Origin of the sequence: Gordonia sp. SGD-V-85, assembly GCF_001456905.1 — a bacterium.
Classification (GTDB): Bacteria; Actinomycetota; Actinomycetes; order Mycobacteriales; family Mycobacteriaceae; genus Gordonia; species Gordonia hongkongensis.
Map to the genome: position 1 here is coordinate 65,131 of NZ_LNQO01000015.1, position 19,901 is coordinate 85,031.

Here is a 19,901-nt window from a genome sequence, read left to right on the forward strand (position 1 = left end):
GACCCTCTCGGGTCGGTGGCCGCAGGCGTCGTCTGGCAGGTTACTCGCCGAAGGCCTCGTCGAGGATCTCCTGCTGCTCCACCGCGTGGACCTTGCTCGATCCCGACGACGGCGCGGACATCGCGCGGCGCGAGACCCGGCGCAGTCCGCCGAGCACATCCGGCAGCACCTCGGGCAGCCAGAGGCCGAGGAACGGCCACGGACCCTGATTCGCGGGCTCTTCCTGGACCCACCGGAACTCACTCGCGTTGCCGTACTGCTCGAGCGTCTTGCGCAGGCGGCGGTGCGGCACCGGGTAGAGCTGCTCGATCCGGACGACCGCGATGTCGTCGCGCTTCTCCTTGTCGCGGCGCGCGGCGAGTTCGTAGTAGAGCTTGCCGCTCACCAGCAACACCCGCTTGACCTTGCTGCGGTCCGCGCCGTCCTTGAGGAAGTGCGGGTCGTCGATCACCGAACGGAACTTGTCCTCGGTGAAGTCCTCCACCGGGCTCACCGCGGCCTTGTTGCGCAGCATCGACTTCGGGGTGAAGACGATGAGCGGACGGCTGATGCCGTCGAGCACGTGGCGGCGCAGCAGGTGGAAGTAGCTCGCCGGCGTCGACGGCAGCGCCACCGTCATCGAACCCTCGGCGCACAACTGCAGGAACCGCTCGATGCGGCCCGAGGTGTGGTCGGGTCCCTGTCCCTCGTGGCCGTGCGGCAGCAGCAGCACGACGTCGGAGAGCTGGCCCCACTTGGCCTCGCCCGAGGAGATGAACTCGTCGATGATCGACTGCGCGCCGTTGACGAAGTCACCGAACTGCGCTTCCCACACCACGAGGGCGTCCGGGTTGCCGACGGAGTAGCCGTACTCGAAGCCGACGACCGCGAACTCCGAGAGCGGGGAGTCGAAGACCATGAACCGGCCGCCGTTGCTCTCCTCGTCTGCGGGCTGCAGGTGGTTGAGGGGGGTGTACTCCGAGCCGGTGCTGCGGTCGATGAGCACCGAGTGGCGCTGGGTGAAGGTGCCACGGCGCGAATCCTGGCCGGACAGACGCACGGTGCGCCCCTCCATGACCAGCGACCCGAACGCCAGCAGTTCGGCGAACGCCCAGTCGATGTTGCCCTTGCGGGCGGCCTCGGCGCGGCGCTCCAGGACCGGCTTCACACGCGGGTGCGGGGTGAAGCCGTCGGGCACGTTGACGAACGCGTCGCCGATGAGCTCGAGCGTCTTGCTGTCGACCGCGGTCACCAGCTTCGTCGGCAGCGTCTGGTCGGCCTCGACCGAGGGCGACGGCTCGACACTGAACTTCTCGAGTTCCTTGACCTCGTTGAAGACGCGCTCGAGCTGTCCCTGGTAGTCGCGCAGAGCGTCCTCGGCCTCCTTGGTCGAGATGTCACCGCGGCCGATGAGGGCCTCGGTGTAGCTCTTGCGGACGCCGCGCTTGGTGTCGATCACCTCGTACATCGCCGGTTGCGTCATCGACGGGTCGTCGCCCTCGTTGTGTCCGCGACGGCGGAAGCACACGAGGTCGATGACGACGTCCTTGTGGAACGCCTGGCGGTAGTCGACGGCGAGCTTCGCGGCCCAGACGCAGGCCTCGGGGTCGTCGCTGTTGACGTGGAAGATCGGTGCGCCGATCATCTTCGCCACGTCGGTGCAGTACTCGGTCGAGCGCGAGTGTTCCGGTGCGGTGGTGAAGCCGACCTGGTTGTTCACCACGATGTGCACGGTGCCGCCGGTGCGGTAACCGGGCAGCATCGCCATGTTGAGCGTCTCGGCGACCACACCCTGACCGGCGAACGCCGCATCGCCGTGCAGCATGAGCGGGAGGATCGGGAACCGATCGTCCTCGTCCATGAGGTCCTGCTTGGCGCGCACCAGACCCTCCAGCACCGGGTCGACTGCCTCGAGGTGGCTGGGGTTGGCGGTCAGCGACACGTTGATCTCGTTGTCGCCGAACATCTGGTAGTACTTGCCCTCGGCGCCGAGGTGGTACTTCACGTCGCCCGATCCGTGCGCCTGCGACGGGTTCAGGTTGCCCTCGAACTCGGTGAAGATCTTCGAGTACGGCTTGCCGACGATGTTGGCGAGCACGTTCAGACGGCCGCGGTGCGGCATGCCGATGACCACCTCGGAGAGGCTGTGCTCGGCGCTCTGGTCGATGACCGCGTCCATCATCGGGATGACCGACTCGGCGCCCTCGAGCGAGAAGCGCTTCTGCCCGACGTACTTGGTCTGCAGGAACGTCTCGAACGCCTCGGCGGCGTTGAGCTTGCTCAGGATGTACTTCTGTTCACCGACCGGCGGCTTGACGTGCTTGATCTCGACGCGTTCCTGCAGCCACTTCTGCTGCTCGGGCTCGAGGATGTGGGTGTACTCGACACCGACGTGCCGGCAGTACGCGTCGCGCAGGATCGACAGCACGTCCCGCAGCTTCATCTTCTCCTGGCCGTGGAACCCGCCGACCTTGAAGCTGCGGTCGAGATCCCACAGCGTCAGCCCGTAGTTCTGGATGTCCAGATCCGGATGGCTGCTGCGCGCATCGCTGTCCATCATGAGGGGATCGATGTCGGCCATCAGGTGGCCGCGGCTGCGGTAGGCCGCGATCAGCTCGAGGACGCGGGTGCTCTTGTCGACGAGGCCTGCGGGCAGGTCGCGACGCCAGCGGATCGGCTCGTAGGGCACATGGAACGCGGTGAAGATCTCGTCGTAGAACGCGTCGTCGATCAGCAGCTCGTGGATGGTGCGGAGGAAATCGCCCGACTCCGCGCCCTGGATGATCCGGTGATCGTAGGTCGACGTCAGGGTCATCAGCTTGCCGACGCCGAGTTCGGCGATCTGCTCGTCGCTCGCGCCCTGGAACTCCGCCGGGTACTCCATCGCGCCGGCGCCGATGATGGCGCCCTGGCCCTTCATCAGGCGCGGCACCGAGTGCACGGTGCCGATCGTGCCCGGGTTGGTGAGCGAGATGGTGACGCCGGAGAAGTCGGCCGCGCCGAGCTTGCCGTCGCGGGCGCGACGGACGATGTCCTGGTACGCCGTGTAGAACTCGGCGAAGCCCATCGTCTCGCATTCCTTGATCGCGGCGACGACCAAGGTGCGGTTGCCATCCTTGCCGACCAGGTCGATGGCCAGGCCGAGGTTGGTGTGCGCGGGTGTGACGACGTTCGGCTTGCCGTCGATCTCGGCGAAGTGCCGGTTCATGTTCGGGAACGCCTTGATGGCCTGCACGATCGCGTAACCCAGGATGTGGGTGAAGCTGATCTTGCCGCCTCGGGTCCGCGCGAGGTGGTTGTTGACGACGATCCGGTTGTCGATCATCGCCTTGGCGGGCACCGCACGGACGCTGGTGGCCGTCGGGATCTCCAACGACAGCGCCATGTTCTTCGCGATGGCCGCGGCGGGACCGCGCAGGACCTTGTTGCCGTCGGCGCTCTCGGACTTCTGTGCGTCCGACTTCGCGGACCCGGACTTCTGGGCCTCGGGCGCGGCGGTCTTGCCCGCCTCGGGCTTGGGCTGCGAGCGGGCCGACCCGTCGCGGCTGGCGACGCTGTGCCCCGACGCCGCCTTCGTGGCGGTCGACTCCTTGGCGGGGGTGGGTTTGCGCGGTGCCGTGCGCGCCGGGGTCTGATCCAGGGTGACCTGCTTGCGCGGCGTGGTCTCGGTGGCCGGCGCGGAGGTGTTGCGTGCCGACCCGTTGGTCGACGCACTCGTGGTCGAGGAGGAGGACGAGGTGGCCGCTGTGGTGGCCGAAGTCTTTGCGGCAGTGGGCTTTGCGGAATTCGAGGGCGGAGCGGCGGCCGGGGCGGAGCCACCGTTGTCGCCGGGTTCGTAGTTCTTCAGTAGTTCGTGCCAACTCGGGTCGACCGAGTTCGGGTCTTCTTGGTATTGCTGGTACATTTCCTCGACCAGCCACGTGTTCTGTCCGAAGTCTGAAATCGAACTGCTGCTCACAGCGGTATCTCGCCTCAATTCCCTGAAGGTGCCGGGTTCTCTGCCACGCGTCGTCTCTTGTGGAGACTATCGGTGAACCACCTGACGATGCTACGCGTCGTCGACTCGCTCACACCTACCGACCTGTTACTACGGAGTCAGTTCCGAGGTGGCCCGCGTGACCGCCGTGGCGGCCCTCCGTGCGCTGGTCGGAGCGGGTGAGTCGGGGCGGGGCACCGCCGGCTCGTCGGGATCGACGCCGGCATCCCAGAAGCCGCGGTACCTCTGTCCCAACGCGAGCAGCTCCTCGTGTGTTCCGAGTTCGACGATCCGTCCGCCGTCCACCACCGCGATGGTGTCGGCGCGGGCGGCCGTGGCCAGTCGGTGGGCGACGATCACCGACGTGCGGTGCCGGGTCACCGCCCGTCCGGCGGCGAGGACCTGCGCCTCGGTGGCCTGGTCGAGGGTCGCGGTCGCCTCGTCGAGCAGCAGCAGATCGGGCTCGACGAGTTCGGCCCGGGCCAGTGCGATGAGTTGGCGCTGGCCCGAGCTCAGCCCCTGGCCGCGTTCCCCGATGGGATGGTTCATCCGGCCGGGCAGGGCGGTGATCATGCGCAGTGCGCCGACCGCGGAGGCGGCGTCGACGATCGCGGCCCGATCGGCGTCGGGCCGGCCGTAGGCGATGTTCTCGGCGACGGTGCCGGTGAACAGGTGCGGCTCCTGCGGGACGAGGCCGAGCCGCCGCCGATATCCGGCGAGTTCGTAGTCACCGATGTCGGTGCCGTCGACCAGGACCCGTCCGGTGGTCGGATCGTAGAAGCGCGCCAGCAGCTTGACGATCGTCGACTTGCCTGCGCCCGTCCGGCCGACGAGGGCGAGCGACGACCCGGCCGGGATGTGCAGGTCGACGGCGGACAGCGCATCCGTCGTCGAACCCTGGTAGCGGAACCCGACCCGGTCGAAGTCGACGACGCCGTCGAACCCGCCGTGTGGCGGGGACTCGGCTGTCGCCGAGGTGCGCAGCGAACTCGGCGTGCGCAGCAGGTCGCCGATCCGGCGGAGGCCCACGGCGGCCTGCTGATAGCCGTCGAAGACCTGCGAGAGTTGTTGCACCGGGCCGAACAGCATCGTCAGGTAGAGGACGAAGGCGACGAGTGTGCCCGCCGAGAGCGAACCCGACGCCACCTGCCCGGCGCCGACGCCCAGCGCGATCGCGGTCGCGATGTCGGACATGAGCTGGATGAGCGGGAAGTACGAGGCGATCGCCCGCTGCGAGACCATCCGGGCCTCGACCCATTCTCCGGAGCGACGCGCGAACCGGGCCTGGGCGTCGTCGGTGCGCAGGTAGGTCTGCGTGGTCTTGATGCCGGCGATGTTCTCCTGGAAGTCCGCATTGACGACGCTGATCAGTTCGCGCGAGCGCGTGTAGGCGCGGCTTGCGACGCGGCGGAAGACGACCGTCGCGGCGATCAGGAGGGGGAAGACGGGCAGCACCAGGAGTCCGAGCAGCGGGCCGGTGATCAGGAGCGCGACACCGACGCCGACGAGCGTCAGCACCGCCACGATCGCCGAGGTCAGTCCGGTCTGCAGGAACGTCGACAAGGCGTCGATGTCGGTCGTCATCCGGGTCATGATCCGGCCCGACAGCTCGCGCTCGTAGTAGTCGAGTCCGAGGCGCTGGATGTGGGCATAACTGCGGATCCGAAGTCCGAACAGCACCCGTTCGCCGGCCCTGGTCGAGGTGATCGCCATCGACGACGCGGCGACCCAGCCGACTCCGACCAGTACGACGCCGCCGACCGTGGCCCACATCAGGGTCGACCCCTCGGTGTGTCCGGTCGAGTCGATGACCGCCCGGGCGATGCTCGGGAAGGCCAGGCCGACGAGCGTGTCGACGGCGATGGCGAGCAGTGCGGCGGCGAGCAGCCACCGGACCGGCGCGAGGAGTCCGCGCAGGGTGAAGACCGGGTTCTCGCGTCGGGCGGCGGCGACGTCGACCTCTGGCTGCTCGACCGCAGGGGGGAGTGCGTCCACCGAGGCCTGGAGCTGGGGAGTGGCCGGCATCGAACCGAGCGCGCTGGCCACGCCGCCGCCGCGACCGGTCCGTGAGCCCGCCCCCATCGCCGGAGAGGTTCGGGCCGCGACGTCGATCGAGTCGGAAGCGATGCCGGGCCACAGGCTCTCGATCTCGGTCGGGCCCGGTCCGCGCAGCGGTGGCGCGGTGTCGGCGACCGCGGCCGCGCCGGGGATGTCGTCGTGGACGCCGTCGGGTGCCGGTTGCGTGGTGCTCGACATCAGCTCGCGGAAGCGCGGTGAGGTCGCCTCGAGTTCGGCGAGCGTCCCCAGCGCGGTGATCCGGCCGTCGTCGAGCACCGCGACGCGATCGGCGAGGACGAGCGTCGAACGTCGATGGGCGAGGACCAGCATCGTGGCGCGGCGGTCGCGGAGCCCGCCCAGGATGCGCGCCTCGGTGGTGGCGTCCACTGCGGACGTCGCGTCGTCGAGCACGAGGATGCGGGGGTCGGCGAACAGGGCGCGGGCCAGAGCGATGCGCTGACGCTGCCCGCCCGACAGAGTGAGCCCGCGTTCGCCGATGACGGTGTCGTATCCGTCGGGGAGCGCCTCGACGAATTCCGCGGCGTCGGCCGCGGCGGCTGCCGCCCGAACCCGGTCGGCGGCGTCGGCCCCGGCGGCTGCCGGGCCCATCGCGATGTTCGCGGTGATGGTGTCGGAGAACAGGAACGGCTCGTCGAACACGACGGCGACGGCACGGTGGAGCGCCTCGGGCGCGAGGTCGTCGATCCGGTATCGGGTCCGGGACGGCTCGTCACCGGTGCTCTCGCCGAGCAGCGAGATCGTTCCGGAGTCGGGTCGTTCGAACCGGCTGACCAGGTCGGCGATGGTCGACTTGCCGGAACCGGGCGGACCCACGATCGCCACACATTCGCCCGGCTCGATCCGCAGGTCGATACCGGACAACACGGCGGGCGGGTCGTCGGCGTCATGGGTGTGGTGGGCGAACCCCACAGCGTCCAGTTCGACGCCCAGGGGGCCGCCGGGCAGCGTGCCGGTCGCGGCGTCGCCCGGATCGTGGGGATGGTCGATGACGTCGTAGACGCGTTCGACGGCCGCCCGCGCCAGCTGGGCGTTGACGATCAGGTTCGTCAGGAGTCGGGCGATGCCGGTCATGGTGGCGACGTACGTGCTGAACGCGACGAAGGTGCCGGCCGTGATCGCGCCGGTCATCGTGAGGTAGCCGCCCACGACGATCACCCCGACCATGCCCAGCTGCGGGATGGCGGCCAGGGTCGGGGCGAATCGAGCATTGATCCGGGCGGCGCGGAGCCGGCGAGCGAACACCGTCCGGCACCGGGTGACGAGGTCGTCGACCGCGCGTTCCTCCTGGCCGAAACCCTTCACGACCCGCACGCCGGTGACGGTCTCCTCCACGTGCTGGGCGACGTCGGCGGCGGCCTGCTGCGCCGACCACGTCGCCGCGAACAGCCGACGCCGGGTACGCCACACCTCGAGGGCGATGAGCGGGGCGATCAGCAACGCCACCCCGGTCAGGAGCGGCGACAGGTACGCCATGATGGCCAGGGCCACGACCATCTGCACCGCGGCGCCCAACGACAGTGGCGCCATGGCCAGGAGACTCTGGACCTCCTGGATGTCGGAGATCGAGCGGGACACGATCTGTCCGGTGCGGATCTGGTGCTGGCTGCGGCCGTCGAGGTGCAGCAGGGTGTCGAGGAGTCGGAGTCGCAGCGTGTTCTGCACGTTCACCGCGAGCCGTCCCGCGAACACCCGCCGGCCGAGATGGCAGGCGTAACGGACGACGGCGAAGACGACCAGCGCGACGATCACGGTCTGTAGCGAGAGGCCGTCGTCGACGACGCCGGTGGCGTGGTCGATCGCGGCCTTGGTCAGCAGCGGCATCAGCACGTCCACCCCGACGGCGACCAGGGTGAAGATCATCGTGACGACGGCGACGCGTCGGTATCGCCAGGACTCGCCGACGAGCCGGCGGATCCAGCCGGGCGTGGCTGCCGACTGTGGGGACGGTGCGGCCGCCGCGGTCACCACGAACCGGGTGGGAGCGGATCCGGGGTGGGTGCCTCACTGAAGTCGACGTCGATGACCCACGTCCGGGGTGCCGGCCCGAACGCCTCGCGCGCGTTGTGGACGACCTTCCGGCCGAGGGCGCGACTCCCCACACCACCGATGACCGCACCGATACCGGCGGGCATGAGCTTGCCGAAGATCAGCGGCGCCCGGCGGATCGCGTACTTCTTGACGAGTTTGTTCACCAGGGTCTTGTTCAGTTTGGTGATCGCACCGGATGGCAGGGCGGCTCCACCGAGTCGGCGCAGCGCACCGCCTCCGGTGCCGACCACGCGACCGAGGGCCAGCACACCCTCTTCGCCCAGCGCGACGGTCATGACCAGGGCCTTGCGACGCTCGGACTCGTGCACCGGGATGCCGTGCACCTCGGCGATCGACAGCGCGAGCAGGGCCGACGCCTCGAGGAAGAACGCCGTGTCCCCGGTCATCGCCCCGAACGCGGTCATCGTGCCGACACCGGGCACCGCGGCCGCCGCGCCGACGGCGCCGCCGGAACCGGTGACCGCGTTCAGGTAACGCTTCTCGAGCCGCTCGATGATCTGCGCGGGTGAGTCGTCGGGGTACTTCCGCCGCAGTGAATCGACGTACTTCTTCACCGCGGGTGCCTGCAGTCGCTGTGCCCGGTCCAGGATTCCGCCGGTCACCTCGACGGCCTTGCCGGGGGGCGTACGGCCGTGGTCTGCCGAAAGTCCCTGTGACGCCTTGTCTTTCATTCCGCCGCCGCTCGTTCCGTCGGTACCCAGTCCGCTGCGGGCACGACCTCGGCCGGTGGTGGGGGACCGGGGGGTGTGCCGTCACCGAACGGGCGACCGCCCAGGTCGTCGCGATGGTGTGCGGTGAGCCAGCCGCGGAGGTCCGGGCCCTTCGGCACGATCTGCGTGGGATTCACGTCGGTGTGGACGATGTAGTAGTGCTGTTTGATCTGGGTGAAGTCGGTGGTGTCGCCGAAGCCGGGCGTCTGGAACAGGTCCCGGGCATAGGCCCACAGCACCGGCATCTCGCTCAGCTTGCTCCGATTGCACTTGAAGTGGCCGTGATACACCGCGTCGAAGCGCGCCAGGGTGGTGAAGAGCCGGACGTCGGCCTCGGTGATGGTGTCGCCGACCAGGTAACGCTGCGTCGACAACCGCTCGGACAACTCGTCGAGTTTGGTGAACAACCGGTCGTACGCCGCGTCGTAGGCTTCCTGGCTGCCGGCGAATCCGCAGCGGTAGACGCCGTTGTTGACCTCCGTGTAGATGCCGTGGCTGACCTCGTCGATCTCGTCGCGCAGACGCTCCGGGTAGAGCTCCGGCGCGCCGTCGCGATGGAAGGCGGTCCATTCCAGCGAGAAGTCGATGGTGATCTGCGGGAAGTCGTTGGTGACGACCTCGCCGGTCGGCACGTCGACCATCGCCGGCACGGTGATCCCCTTCGGGTAGCCGGGGATCCGCTTCTCGTAGGCGTCCTTGAGTCGCGGGATCTGCAGGACCGGGTCCACCCCGCCGGGGTCGAGGTCGAAGGTCCACGAGTTCTTGTCGTGCGTGGGACCGCACAGCCCGAGCGAGATGGCGTCCTCGAGGCCGAGTAGCCGCCGCACGATGAGGGTCCGGTTGGCCCACGGGCAGGCCCTGGCTGCGACGAGCCGGTACCGGCCGGCCTCCACCGGATAGCCGTCCCGGCCGTCGGCGGTGATGCGGGTCTCGATGTACTTCGTGTCCCGGACGAACTCCTCGCCGGTCATCACGTACGAACCCTGTTCGCCCTCGGACGCGGTGCTCTGCTCGGACTCTGTGCTCATGGGCTCCACAGTAATGATCCGGAGCGACATCCCGCCCCGAGCTGCCGCGAAACCCGTGATCGCGCGGGCCGTTCACGAATCGGACAGGGTGAGTGGTGTGTCTCGGAAACAGGCGACTGGTCTCCGGCGTTCGATCGGCGCCTGGCTGCGTTGTCGTCGGTCGAGATAGCTCCGCTATCGCTCCCTCCTCCGCCTTGCCAGCTCACCGATCGCTCCACCGGAGACCGGCCACCTCTTTCCGAGACACACCACTAGCATCGAGGAAATGCAGTCGAGCGACGCCGCCCGCGGCCAGAACGCGGGCACCGACGAGATGGTCACCGGCCGCCCGTGGGCCGCGATGCTGGCGCTCTGCGTGGGCTTCTTCATGATCCTCGTCGACATGACGATCGTGGCCGTGGCCCAGCCGCGTATCCAGGCCGACCTCGACACGAACGTCAACGGCGTCGTCTGGGTCACCAGTGCGTACCTGCTCACCTACGCGGTGCCGCTGCTGATCACCGGTCGCCTGGGCGACAAGTTCGGCCCCAAGACGATGTACCAGCTCGGTCTCGCGGTCTTCACCGCGGCCAGCCTCTGGTGCGGCCTGTCGTCGTCGATCGGTGAGCTGATCGCGGCCCGCGGTCTGCAGGGTGTCGGCGCCGCCCTCATCACCCCGCAGACGATGGCGCTGATCACTCGCATCTTCCCGGCCGAGAAGCGCGGCGCCGCAATGGGCGTGTGGGGCACGGTCGCCGGGGTGGCGACCCTCGTCGGTCCGCTGCTCGGCGGCGTGCTGACCGACGCGTTCGGCTGGGAGTGGATCTTCTTCATCAACCTGCCCGTCGGCCTCGCCGGTCTCGTCCTCGCGGCCGTTCTCGTCCCGCGGGTCAGCACCAACGACCACCAGTTCGACTGGATCGGTGTCGGTCTCTCCGCGGTGGGTCTGTCCGCGTTGGTCTTCGGCATCCAGGAGGGGGAGACCTTCGACTGGGACACCTGGATCTGGCTGCTCATCGTCGGCGGGGTCGCCGTCCTGGGGGTCTTCGTCTACTGGCAGTCCCGCATCCGCACCGAGCCCCTGGTCCCGTTGTCGTTGTTCCGCGACCGCAACTTCTCGCTGTCGACCATCGGCATCGCGTCGATGGGCTTCGCGGTGTCGGCGATGATGATCCCCCTGACGTTCTTCCTCCAGCTCGTCGGTGGGATGTCGCCGACGGAGTCGGCGGTCGTCCTGGTGCCGATGGCGGTGCTGACCGGTGTCCTGGCTCCGATCGTGGGCCGGGTGGTCGATCGCGTCCACCCACGCACGATCGTGTCCTCGGCACTGCTGCTGAACGCGATCGCCATCGCGTGGCTGGGCTTCGTCGCCCGCCCGGAGACCCCGGTCTGGTTGATCGTGATTCCGTTGTGCCTGATGGGCGTGGCCTCGGCCGGTATCTGGGCGCCGCTGGCCGCGACCGCCACCCGCAATCTGCCGTGGCATCAGGCCGGGGCCGGGGCCGGCGTCTACAACACCCTGCGGGTCATCGGTTCGGTCCTCGGCTCCGCCATGATCGGAGCGCTCCTGCAGACCCGGCTGGCGGCCGAGCTGCCCGGCGTCGACGCCGAGAACGCCCAGGACGGTGCGGCCGGGCAACTGCCGGAGTTCCTGCGCGAGGGGTTCGCGACCGCCATGGGGCAGTCTCTCTACCTGCCCGCGGCCGCGCTGCTGATCGGCGTCGTGGCGACCTTCTTCTTCGTCCGGCCCGCGCATCAGACGGTCCCACCGCAGGTCGTCGACCCGCACGCGGTGGGCGCCGACGCCGGTCGGTCCGACTCGGTGCCGGGGTCGACGGCGTAGGCGAGCGCGCGTCCCACGATCTGTCGGCACCCGACCGTAAGGTTGCGCCCATGCGGATCGTGCACACCTCCGACTGGCACCTGGGCCGGACGTTCCACGGGGTCGAGCTGCTCGCCGACCAGCGTCGCGCACTGTCGCATCTGGCCGCACTGGTCGACGCGGAGTCGGCCGACGCCGTCATCGTCGCCGGTGACGTGTACGACCGGTCCGTCCCGTCCGCCGACGCGGTCCGCGTGTACGACGAGGGCCTGGCCGAGATCGCCGCTGCGGGAGCACAGATCGTCGTCACCTCGGGCAATCACGACTCGCCCACTCGCCTCGGTGCGGGGTCGGGATTCGCCGCCGCCGGTGGCCTGCATCTGCGGACCTCGATCGCCGACATCGACCGTCCGGTCATCCTGTCGGACGCCCACGGAGACGTCGCGTTCTACGGCATTCCCTATCTCGAACCCGACACCGCGCGACGCCACCTCGGCGTCGAGTCGATCGGCGGGCACACCGCTGTCCTCGACGCCGCCATGACTCGCGTCCGCACCGATCTGGCTGCGCGCCGGGTTCGGTCCGTGGTCGTCGCCCACGCCTTCGTCAGCGGGGCCGCGGCCTCCGGTTCGGAGCGCTCGATCAGTGTCGGCGGGGTGGAAACGGTTCCCGCCGAGACGTTCTCGGGCGCCGACTACGTCGCCCTCGGGCATCTGCACTCGCCGCAACGTGTCACCGACACGGTCCGGTACAGCGGTTCGCTGCTGCCGTACTCCTTCGGTGAGCGAACCCACCGGAAGGCGGCGCTGGTGGTGGAGCTCGACGCCGACGGCGTCGCCGAGGTCCGCGCACACGAGCTGCCCGTCGTCCGCGAACTGAGCTCTCTCACCGGCGTTCTCGGCGACCTGCTGACCGACGAACGGTACGCCGCGGCGCAGGACCACTACGTCGAGGTGACGCTGACCGACCCGGTCCGCCCGACTGACGCGATGCGTCGGCTGCGCGAGCGGTTCCCGTTCGCGGTCCATGTGCAGTGGGAGCGGCCGCATTCCGGCTCCGGCGTCGACTACCGTTCCCGCGTGCGCGGCCGGACCGACGCCGAGATCATCGCGTCGTTCATCTCCGACGTGCGCGACGAGCCGACCAAGGGGGAGCGGGTGCTCCTCGAACGCGCACTCCGCGCCGTGGTCGGTGAACCCGAGTCCGACGCGGCCGAACTGACCCTGTTCGACATCGAGGCGATCGTCGCGGAGTCCGCATGAGGCTGCACCGTCTGCGCGTCCGGGCCTTCGGTCCGTTCGCCGACGAGATCACGGTCGACTTCGACGACCTCGGCGGTGACGGACTGTTCCTGCTGCACGGCCAGACCGGCGCCGGCAAGACCACGGTCCTCGACGCGGTCGCCTTCGCGCTGTTCGGCCGGGTACCGGGCGTGCGCGACACCAACCGGCGCCTGCTCTCGGATCACGCTGCGGCCGAGGATGTCCCGGAGGTCGAACTCGAGGCGACGATCGCGTCCCGCCGACTCCGGATCACGCGGTCGCCCGAGCACGAACGACCCAAGAAGCGCGGCGACGGCACCCGCAAGGTGAATGCCCGGGCGACTCTCGTGTGGGTCGACGGATCCGGGCCCGACCTGACCCGCATCCCCGAGATCGGCGACGCCGTGGTCCGGCTGCTCGGGATGAGTGCCGATCAGTTCTTCCAGGTGGTCCTGCTGCCGCAGGGCGACTTCGCCCGATTCCTGCGCGCGCACTCCGATGAGCGGGAAGCGTTGCTGGAGCGGTTGTTCGACACTGAGCGGTTCGGTGACCTCGAGGAGTGGTTGCGTGACCGGGCGCGGGAGAGCGCGGCGAAGCTGACCGAACAGACCGCCGTGCTCGAGCGGGTCGCCGGTCAGATCGTGGCGGTGGGCGGGGTCGAACCGACCGCCGAACCCGACTTCGACTGGGCGCAGGAATGTCTCGAGCGTGCGCGCACCGCCGCGGAGCGCACGCGCCTCGAGTCAGGTGCGGCGCAGGCCGCGGCCGACCAGACGCAGGCCGCGTACGAGAGCGGGAGCCGGCTCGCCGAGCTGCGTCGCCGGGGGCGTGCGGCCACCGAGCGACTCGCACGGCTCGCGGACGGCGAAGCCGCTCTGAGCGCGGCGGCGCAGGCTCGTCGGCAGGCCCTGCAGGCGGCGCCCATCGTGCCGCTCGCCGACGACGCCGACCGTGTCACCCGCGAACTCACGGTCGCCGAGCAGGCCGTTACGCGTGCGCACGCAGAGCTGTGCGCGCTGCCGGAGGGTGAGTCGCTGTGCGCCGGCGGGTCAGACGAGGATCTCGACGCACGCCTGGATGCGGCGATCGACCGCTGGACCGAGGAGTCGGGGCGGTGGGAGCCCCTCGCCGAACGCGTCGCGCAGCGGCCGGCTCTGGTCGCCGAGATCCAGACCCTGGACTCGGCCATCGTCGAGGCGGACCGCCGCACTGCCCAGACCCGGACCCTGCTCGACGCCGCGCCGGGCCGTCGCGCCGAGGCCGTCGCCGCACTGGCGGAAGCGGGGGAGTTGCGGATGCAGGGCCCGAAACTCCGGGCCGAGCGCGACGCACTCCGCCGCGTACGCGACGCACTCACCGACCGGGACGAGGTGCTGGTCCGGCTCGCGACCGCGGAGAAGGAGTTGCTCGACGCCCGCGACGCCAATGCCGCTGCGCGGGAGCGCGTGCTCGACGCCCGCGAGCGTCGCCTCGCCGGGATGGCAGTGGAACTGGCGGGCGGGCTCGTCGAGGGTGAACCCTGCGTCGTGTGTGGTTCAGAGACGCACCCTCGACCGGCCACCGACGACGGCGACGCCCCGGCGTCCGAGGTCACAGCCTACGAAGACGCGGCAGCGGCCGCCGAGGAGCGGGCGAGCGCGATCAAGGCCATCGCGCAATCCGCGGTGGCGGCTCTCGTCGAACGCCGTACGCATCTCGACGCCGTGATCGGTGGTGCTCGTTCCGACGCCGTCGACGCCGACCTCGCCCGGGTGGGCGCCGAACTGGCTGCCGCGGAACGTGCCGCGTCGCGACTACCCGCGCTGCAGACGGCGGTCGATCGGATCGACGCCGAGGTCGATGGGTGGCGCACCACCCTCGCCGACGACGAGTCGGCCCAGTCCGCCCGTCGCGAGCGGGTGACCGCGTTGCGGCAGAACCTCACCGAGCTCGATGAGGCCGTCCGGGAGGCAACCGGCGGACGCGGCGGGGTCGCCGAGCGGCGCCGTGAACTCGCCGAGCTGGTCCGTCGCACACGTCGTCACCGGAACGCCCGGCAAGAAGCTGCGCGAGCGCGGGACCGGGTCGCCGAGGCGACCGATCGATTGTCCGCGGCGTGTGCCGACGCCGGGTTCGACGATGTCGCCGCCGTCCGAGCGGCATTCGCCCCGGACAAGCAGATCGCGGCGTGGGACACGTTGCTGCAGGAGGCCGCCAGTCTGCGCGCCGCTGCCGAGGAGACCCTCGCCGACGAGGATGTGCGCGCCGCGATGTCGGCTCCGGAGCCGGATGTCGAACAGCTCACCGCAGACCGTGATGCCGCCCGCCGCCGCCTGGACACCGCCGCGAAGGAACACGCCGTGGCCGGCCGGCAGGCGGCCGACCTCCAGGAGTACGTCACCCACTTCTGGGAGGCCATCGACGCCCTGGCGCCTCTGCAGGCACGCCACGCCGAACTCCAGGGACTCGCCGAATTGGTCAGCGGGCGCGGACAGAACGCGCGCCGGATGTCGCTGCGGTCCTACGTGCTGGCCGCGCGTCTCGACGAGGTCCTCGTCGCCGCGTCGGGGCGTCTCCGCGAGATGTCCTCGGGGCGTTATGAGTTCGTCCACACCGACGCCGCGGGTGTGCGGGGCCGGCGTGGCGGCCTCGGTATCGAGGTCCGCGACGAGTACACCGGCGCGCTCCGCCCGACGACGACGCTGTCCGGCGGCGAGACCTTCTTCGCATCGCTTGCCCTCGCACTCGGACTCGCCGATGTCGTCTCCGCGGAGTCGGGCGGCCGCGTGCTCGACACCATCTTCATCGACGAGGGATTCGGCACCCTCGATCCCGAGGCGCTCGACCTCGTCATGGGGGTCCTGGATGACTTGCGGGCCGGCGGGCGTGTCGTCGGCGTGGTGAGTCACGTTGACGAACTCCGGGCCCGAATCCCTGCCCAGCTGCACGTCCTCCGCGGCGAGCACGGGTCGTCGGTCCGAGTGCAGAGCCCGCTCGGCGTGTCCTGAGCTGCCGATTGGGATGTCGACGGATCGGTGCGCTAGGCTGAGTCCCGCCCGATGAGCCCCCGTAGCTCAGGGGATAGAGCGTCTGCCTCCGGAGCAGAAGGCCATAGGTTCGAATCCTATCGGGGGCACTGTGACATCCATGCCAGCCTCCGCCTGGTGTGCGCCCACTGTGTAGTTGGAAAGAGATTCGCGCGGGCGCACCATTGCCGCAGAAGCGCCACTCGCGATCAGAAGTGCCGGTGACAACCGGCGCAGAGGTCCTCGTGTGGCGTTCTTGCGTTGGCGTCACACGTACGGCTCGGTGAGCATTTCGAGCAACTGGCCCGACGGGTCCTTGAAGTACACCCGCCGGCCCTCCTCGGTCGAGATCTCGTTCGGGCGACGCATCTGCGGATCGGCCCAGTGGTCGACGCCCCTACGACGAAGTGCGTCGTAACCGCGGTCGAACTCGATGTCGTCCATCAGGAACGCCATGTGGATGGGCTCGGCGACCGGCGCCGGTGCGAGCTGCAGCAGCGTGTCGTCGTCGAGGAGGATGTTGACGAACGGGCCCCAGCCGGGGGCGGGCCGAGCCCCGAGTACGTCGAGGTAGAAGTCGGCGGATTCCTGCGGATCGTGCGCACCGATGATGATGTGATTGAAACTGACTGGCATGACGAAACTTTCGTCCTGGCGCCTCCATGCCGGACGCGGTCCGCCACCGGCACGCGACGCTGGGCAGCAGCATGCCACAGTCGTGAGCAAATCGCGACAATCCCGCGCGTGGGTGACATCGGGCGAATAGTCTCCACCTGTGCTGAACCGCTGGAGAATCCGGAACGACTTTGCGCCCGACCTGCGCCGGGTGGCGCTGATCGCGCCCGCACAACTCGTGTCCCGGCGCACGCTCCCCGTCGTCCGTCGGCTCTACCGGGTACGCAACGGACGGGCGCCGGTCACCACCGCGACGACACCCAGCGGCGTCGAGGTTCGGGTGTTCCGTCCGGCGCACTCCTCAGGTCGCCTGCCCGCGCTGCTGTGGATCCATGGGGGCGGTTACATCACGGGCAGTGCCGCCCAGGACGATCGCTGGGCGCGGGCGATGGCCGAACGTGTCGGCATCGAGGTGGTCTCCGTGGACTACCGCCTGGCCCCGGAACATCCGTACCCGGCGGCCATCGAGGACTGTTTCGACGCGCTGCGGTGGATGACCGGCCAGCCGGACATCGACACGACCCGCATCGCGATCGGCGGCAACAGCGCCGGTGGGGGACTCGCTGCGGCACTTGCCTTTCGCGCACGCGATGAAGGGGTGGGGTTGCGATTGCAGCTGTTGACCTACCCGATGCTCGACGACCGCACGCGCGAGCCCGATCCGCACCACCGCCTCTGGAACGCCTCGGCCAACGCCTTCGGGTGGTCCAGTTATCTCGGTGGTGCGGACACACAGGAGGCCGTCCCGGCGCGGCGTACCGACCTCGCGGGATTGCCGGCCGCGTGGATCGGGGTCGGCACCCTGGACCTGTTCGCCACCGAAGACCGCGACTACGCCGAGCGGCTGCGCGCGGCAGGGGTCGACTGCCAGGTGGACGTGGTGCCCGGCGCTTTTCACGGTTTCGACATCGTCGCGCCCCGAACGTCGATCGCGCAGGATTTCTTCGGCCGTCAGTGTGAGGCCGTCAGACGCGCTCTCGCGCACGACTGAGCCGACCGGTCACCTCAACCCATTGGCAACTCGATGCGCCGCAACGGATCACCGCCGTCGACAAGCAGCACTCCGCCCGGACGCAGCGCCCGGGCCACGGCCCCCACGGCCGCGTCGTAGAGATCGGGGTGTCGCCCGTCGAGTGCGCCGACGCGCAGAGCGAACGCCACGTCGAACGGGATGCGCGTGCCGAGATCGAAGTCCTCGATGGCGCTGCAGTCGAAGTCGAGTCGGTCCGGACCGAAGCCGCCGGCGATCGCGGCCCGGCGGGCGGCGTTCACGGCCTGAGGCGACCGATCGATGCCGAGTACGAAGCCGTCGGGTCCCACCCGCTGCGCCACCTCGCGTGCTGCCGGCCCGGGCCCGCAGCCGATCTCGAGGACTCGCAGACCAGGGGCCAGTGGCAACGCGGCGACCGCGGCAGCGAGGCGTGGTGAGAGCATGCCGCCATCATCGCCGTTTGGAGAGCCGCGTGGCCCGACCGAACTTGCTCACCTCACCGGCGTGCCCGCCGTGCGGGGCGCTCAGTTCAGCGGAAGTGGTTGTGCGCCACGCAGGGCCAGCATCTGGGTGATGATGGCGATCTCCTTGTCCTGGGTCCGTTTCATGCTCGACGCCAGGTCGCGGACATAGGCCTGCTCGACGTTCGCCGGGTCGGCGGCGTACTCCATCATGTGCAGACCGCCCTCGTGGTGACGCAGCATCAGCTGGAGGAACCGGATGTCGACCTCGGGACCCCGCATCGCACGGAACTGTTGCATCTCCGCCGACGTCGCCATCCCGGGCATCGGCGGCTGTTCGGCGTCGGATTCCGCGGCACCCGCCGCTGGTGCGCCGGAGGCGGGTGCGGACATGTCCCCGTGGTCCATGTCTCCGTGGTCCATGTCCCCGTGGTCCGAACTGCCGTCGCCACCGTGGCCGTGATCGTGACCGCCGGCTGTGTGATCCGCGGGATCGGAGTGGTCGTGCCCGTTAGTCTCGGAACCGCCGTGGCCCATCCACGCCATGGTCGCGCCGGGGTTGGTGACGGGCTGACCCCACCGCGTCAGCCACGACTGCATCTGGCCGATCTCATTGCTCTGGGCGGTGAGGATGTCGAACGCCATGCTCCGCACCTCGGGGTCGGTGCCGTGTTCGAGTTCGATGGCGGCCAGTTCCACACCCTGCTCGTGGTGGCGGGTCATGTCCTGCGCAAAGCCGACGGCCGCCGAGTTCGCAGCCGGGGAATCGTCGCCGGTGGAGTCGTCGGCGAGGCTCGCCTGGATCAGCAGTCCCAGGCCGAGACCGAACAGGAGGAGTGCGGCGCCGCCCAGGGCGAGCAGGATCCGTGGGCGCGACGACGGCTCGGCCGTGTCGTCCGGACCCTCGGGAGTCGTTGTCCCGTCCCGCGATTCGGGCCGGTCGCTGTTGTCGGTCATCGCTGGTCCTCGCCGATCTCGTCGGGGCGTGCGGCCCGGTCCGTTACCTGGTCTGCTGGTCGGGTGGGAACCCGCGTCAGCCCGCGGGCTGCTGGTTGCCGCCATCCATCGGGACGGCGTCGGGGCCGGGCTCACCCTCGTCGGCCGGCGGGGGGTTCGACGGATCGAACCCGGGGATGGCGGTACAGGTGGCCTGGGTCTCGGGGTACGCGGCGGTCTGCGGGTTCTCCGGGTAGACCCCGGGCATCATGTTGCGGCGTAGCGCGGTGATGAACTGGTTGACGCGCGGATCGCGGGCGGATTCGAGCTTGAGCTGGTGTCCCCAGCTCTGCAGCGACACCGGCTGGTCGAGTCCGGGGTAGGGCGAGAGGAACAGGTACTGCTCACCGCGGACGAGCTGCTTGAGGTAGTCGAGGTCCTCCGGTGAGATCGTGTCCGGGTTGTAGGTGATCCAGACCGCGCCGTGTTCGAGGGCGTGGACGGCGTTCTCCGACCGCAGCGGGTTCGGGTAGACGACGCCGGTGCAGGTCGCCCAGATCTCGTCGTGCGGTCCGCCGAACGGAGGCGACTGGTCGTAGGCGACACGCTGGGTCGCGGTGACGTGCCGCGCGGCCTCGTAGTAGCGCTTCGTGACACCCGGGATGTTCGCCGACGGATCGGGATTCTGCGGTGAGGGCACGAACTCGGACACCGTTTCCACGGCGAAGTCGTCCTTCTGTTCGGCCCGCCGCTCGTTGAACTTGGGGACGAGGTAGATCGCGAGTCCGGCGATGAGGCCGATGACCACCACGACGGCGCCGATCAGCATCCAGTCGACCTGACGTCCCGTCGCCGAGGGAACGGATCCTGCTCGCTTGCGGGACTTGGGGACGTTGGCCCCTGGTTTGCGCGCCATTGACTTCTTTCCTCATCCGACTGCGGTGGCCGA

12 protein-coding genes and 1 tRNA gene are annotated in these 19,901 nt (G+C 69.5%); 5 read left to right on the forward strand and 8 right to left on the reverse strand.

The annotated features are described in order from the left end of the window. Positions 1 to 40 precede the first annotated feature (40 nt). From AS181_RS17025 to AS181_RS17040, 4 genes are all read right to left on the reverse strand, one after another. Positions 41 to 3,883, reverse strand: a complete 3,843-nt coding sequence (locus AS181_RS17025; RefSeq protein WP_058252734.1) for a multifunctional oxoglutarate decarboxylase/oxoglutarate dehydrogenase thiamine pyrophosphate-binding subunit/dihydrolipoyllysine-residue succinyltransferase subunit — start codon at positions 3,881 to 3,883, stop codon at positions 41 to 43. A 183-nt stretch (positions 3,884 to 4,066) separates the two neighbouring features. Beyond that, positions 4,067 to 8,002, reverse strand: coding sequence for an ABC transporter ATP-binding protein (locus tag AS181_RS17030; RefSeq protein ID WP_058252735.1), 3,936 nt, complete (start codon positions 8,000 to 8,002; stop codon positions 4,067 to 4,069). Beyond that, on the reverse strand, positions 7,996 to 8,754 hold the full coding sequence (locus tag AS181_RS17035; RefSeq protein WP_058252736.1) for a hypothetical protein: 759 nt from the start codon (positions 8,752 to 8,754) through the stop codon (positions 7,996 to 7,998). Before AS181_RS17035 ends, AS181_RS17030 begins: the two co-directional genes overlap by 7 nt. Then, positions 8,751 to 9,821 (reverse strand): glutathione S-transferase family protein, encoded by a 1,071-nt coding sequence (locus AS181_RS17040; protein ID WP_058252737.1) that lies wholly within the window; start codon positions 9,819 to 9,821, stop codon positions 8,751 to 8,753. The genes AS181_RS17035 and AS181_RS17040 overlap by 4 nt, the downstream gene beginning before the upstream one ends. A 265-nt stretch (positions 9,822 to 10,086) precedes the next feature. On the opposite strand from AS181_RS17040, the gene AS181_RS17045 reads away from it, so the two are divergent. From AS181_RS17045 to AS181_RS17060, 4 genes are all read left to right on the forward strand, one after another. Next, the gene (locus AS181_RS17045; protein ID WP_058252738.1) at positions 10,087 to 11,643 is read left to right on the forward strand and encodes an MFS transporter; all 1,557 of its coding nucleotides are present in this window, start codon (positions 10,087 to 10,089) and stop codon (positions 11,641 to 11,643) included. A 50-nt stretch (positions 11,644 to 11,693) separates the two neighbouring features. Then, entirely contained in the window at positions 11,694 to 12,884 is a 1,191-nt protein-coding gene (locus tag AS181_RS17050; RefSeq protein WP_058252739.1) for an exonuclease SbcCD subunit D, read from the forward strand. Next, complete coding sequence (locus AS181_RS17055) at positions 12,881 to 15,871, forward strand: AAA family ATPase (protein WP_058252740.1); 2,991 nt, start codon at positions 12,881 to 12,883, stop codon at positions 15,869 to 15,871. The genes AS181_RS17050 and AS181_RS17055 overlap by 4 nt, the downstream gene beginning before the upstream one ends. Positions 15,872 to 15,926: 55 nt before the next feature. Further along, positions 15,927 to 15,999 (forward strand) — tRNA-Arg (locus AS181_RS17060). A gap of 157 nt (positions 16,000 to 16,156) precedes the next feature. Here AS181_RS17060 and AS181_RS17065 read toward each other — a convergent pair. After that, the gene (locus tag AS181_RS17065; RefSeq protein WP_058252741.1) at positions 16,157 to 16,525 is read right to left on the reverse strand and encodes a VOC family protein; all 369 of its coding nucleotides are present in this window, start codon (positions 16,523 to 16,525) and stop codon (positions 16,157 to 16,159) included. Positions 16,526 to 16,682: 157 nt separating this feature from the next. On the opposite strand from AS181_RS17065, the gene AS181_RS17070 reads away from it, so the two are divergent. Continuing rightward, the gene (locus AS181_RS17070) at positions 16,683 to 17,555 is read left to right on the forward strand and encodes an alpha/beta hydrolase (protein WP_058252771.1); all 873 of its coding nucleotides are present in this window, start codon (positions 16,683 to 16,685) and stop codon (positions 17,553 to 17,555) included. A gap of 14 nt (positions 17,556 to 17,569) precedes the next feature. Here AS181_RS17070 and AS181_RS17075 read toward each other — a convergent pair whose 3' ends face one another. The 3 genes from AS181_RS17075 to AS181_RS17085 all read right to left on the reverse strand — a co-directional run bounded on the left by AS181_RS17075 (position 17,570) and on the right by AS181_RS17085 (position 19,868). Next, positions 17,570 to 17,998, reverse strand: a complete 429-nt coding sequence (locus tag AS181_RS17075) for a class I SAM-dependent methyltransferase (protein WP_058252742.1) — start codon at positions 17,996 to 17,998, stop codon at positions 17,570 to 17,572. 81 nt (positions 17,999 to 18,079) lie between these two features. Beyond that, positions 18,080 to 18,973, reverse strand: coding sequence for a DUF305 domain-containing protein (locus AS181_RS17080; protein ID WP_058252743.1), 894 nt, complete (start codon positions 18,971 to 18,973; stop codon positions 18,080 to 18,082). A 76-nt stretch (positions 18,974 to 19,049) separates the two neighbouring features. Further along, positions 19,050 to 19,868, reverse strand: coding sequence for a DUF3105 domain-containing protein (locus AS181_RS17085; RefSeq protein ID WP_058252744.1), 819 nt, complete (start codon positions 19,866 to 19,868; stop codon positions 19,050 to 19,052). Between the last annotated feature and the right edge of the window lie 33 nt (positions 19,869 to 19,901).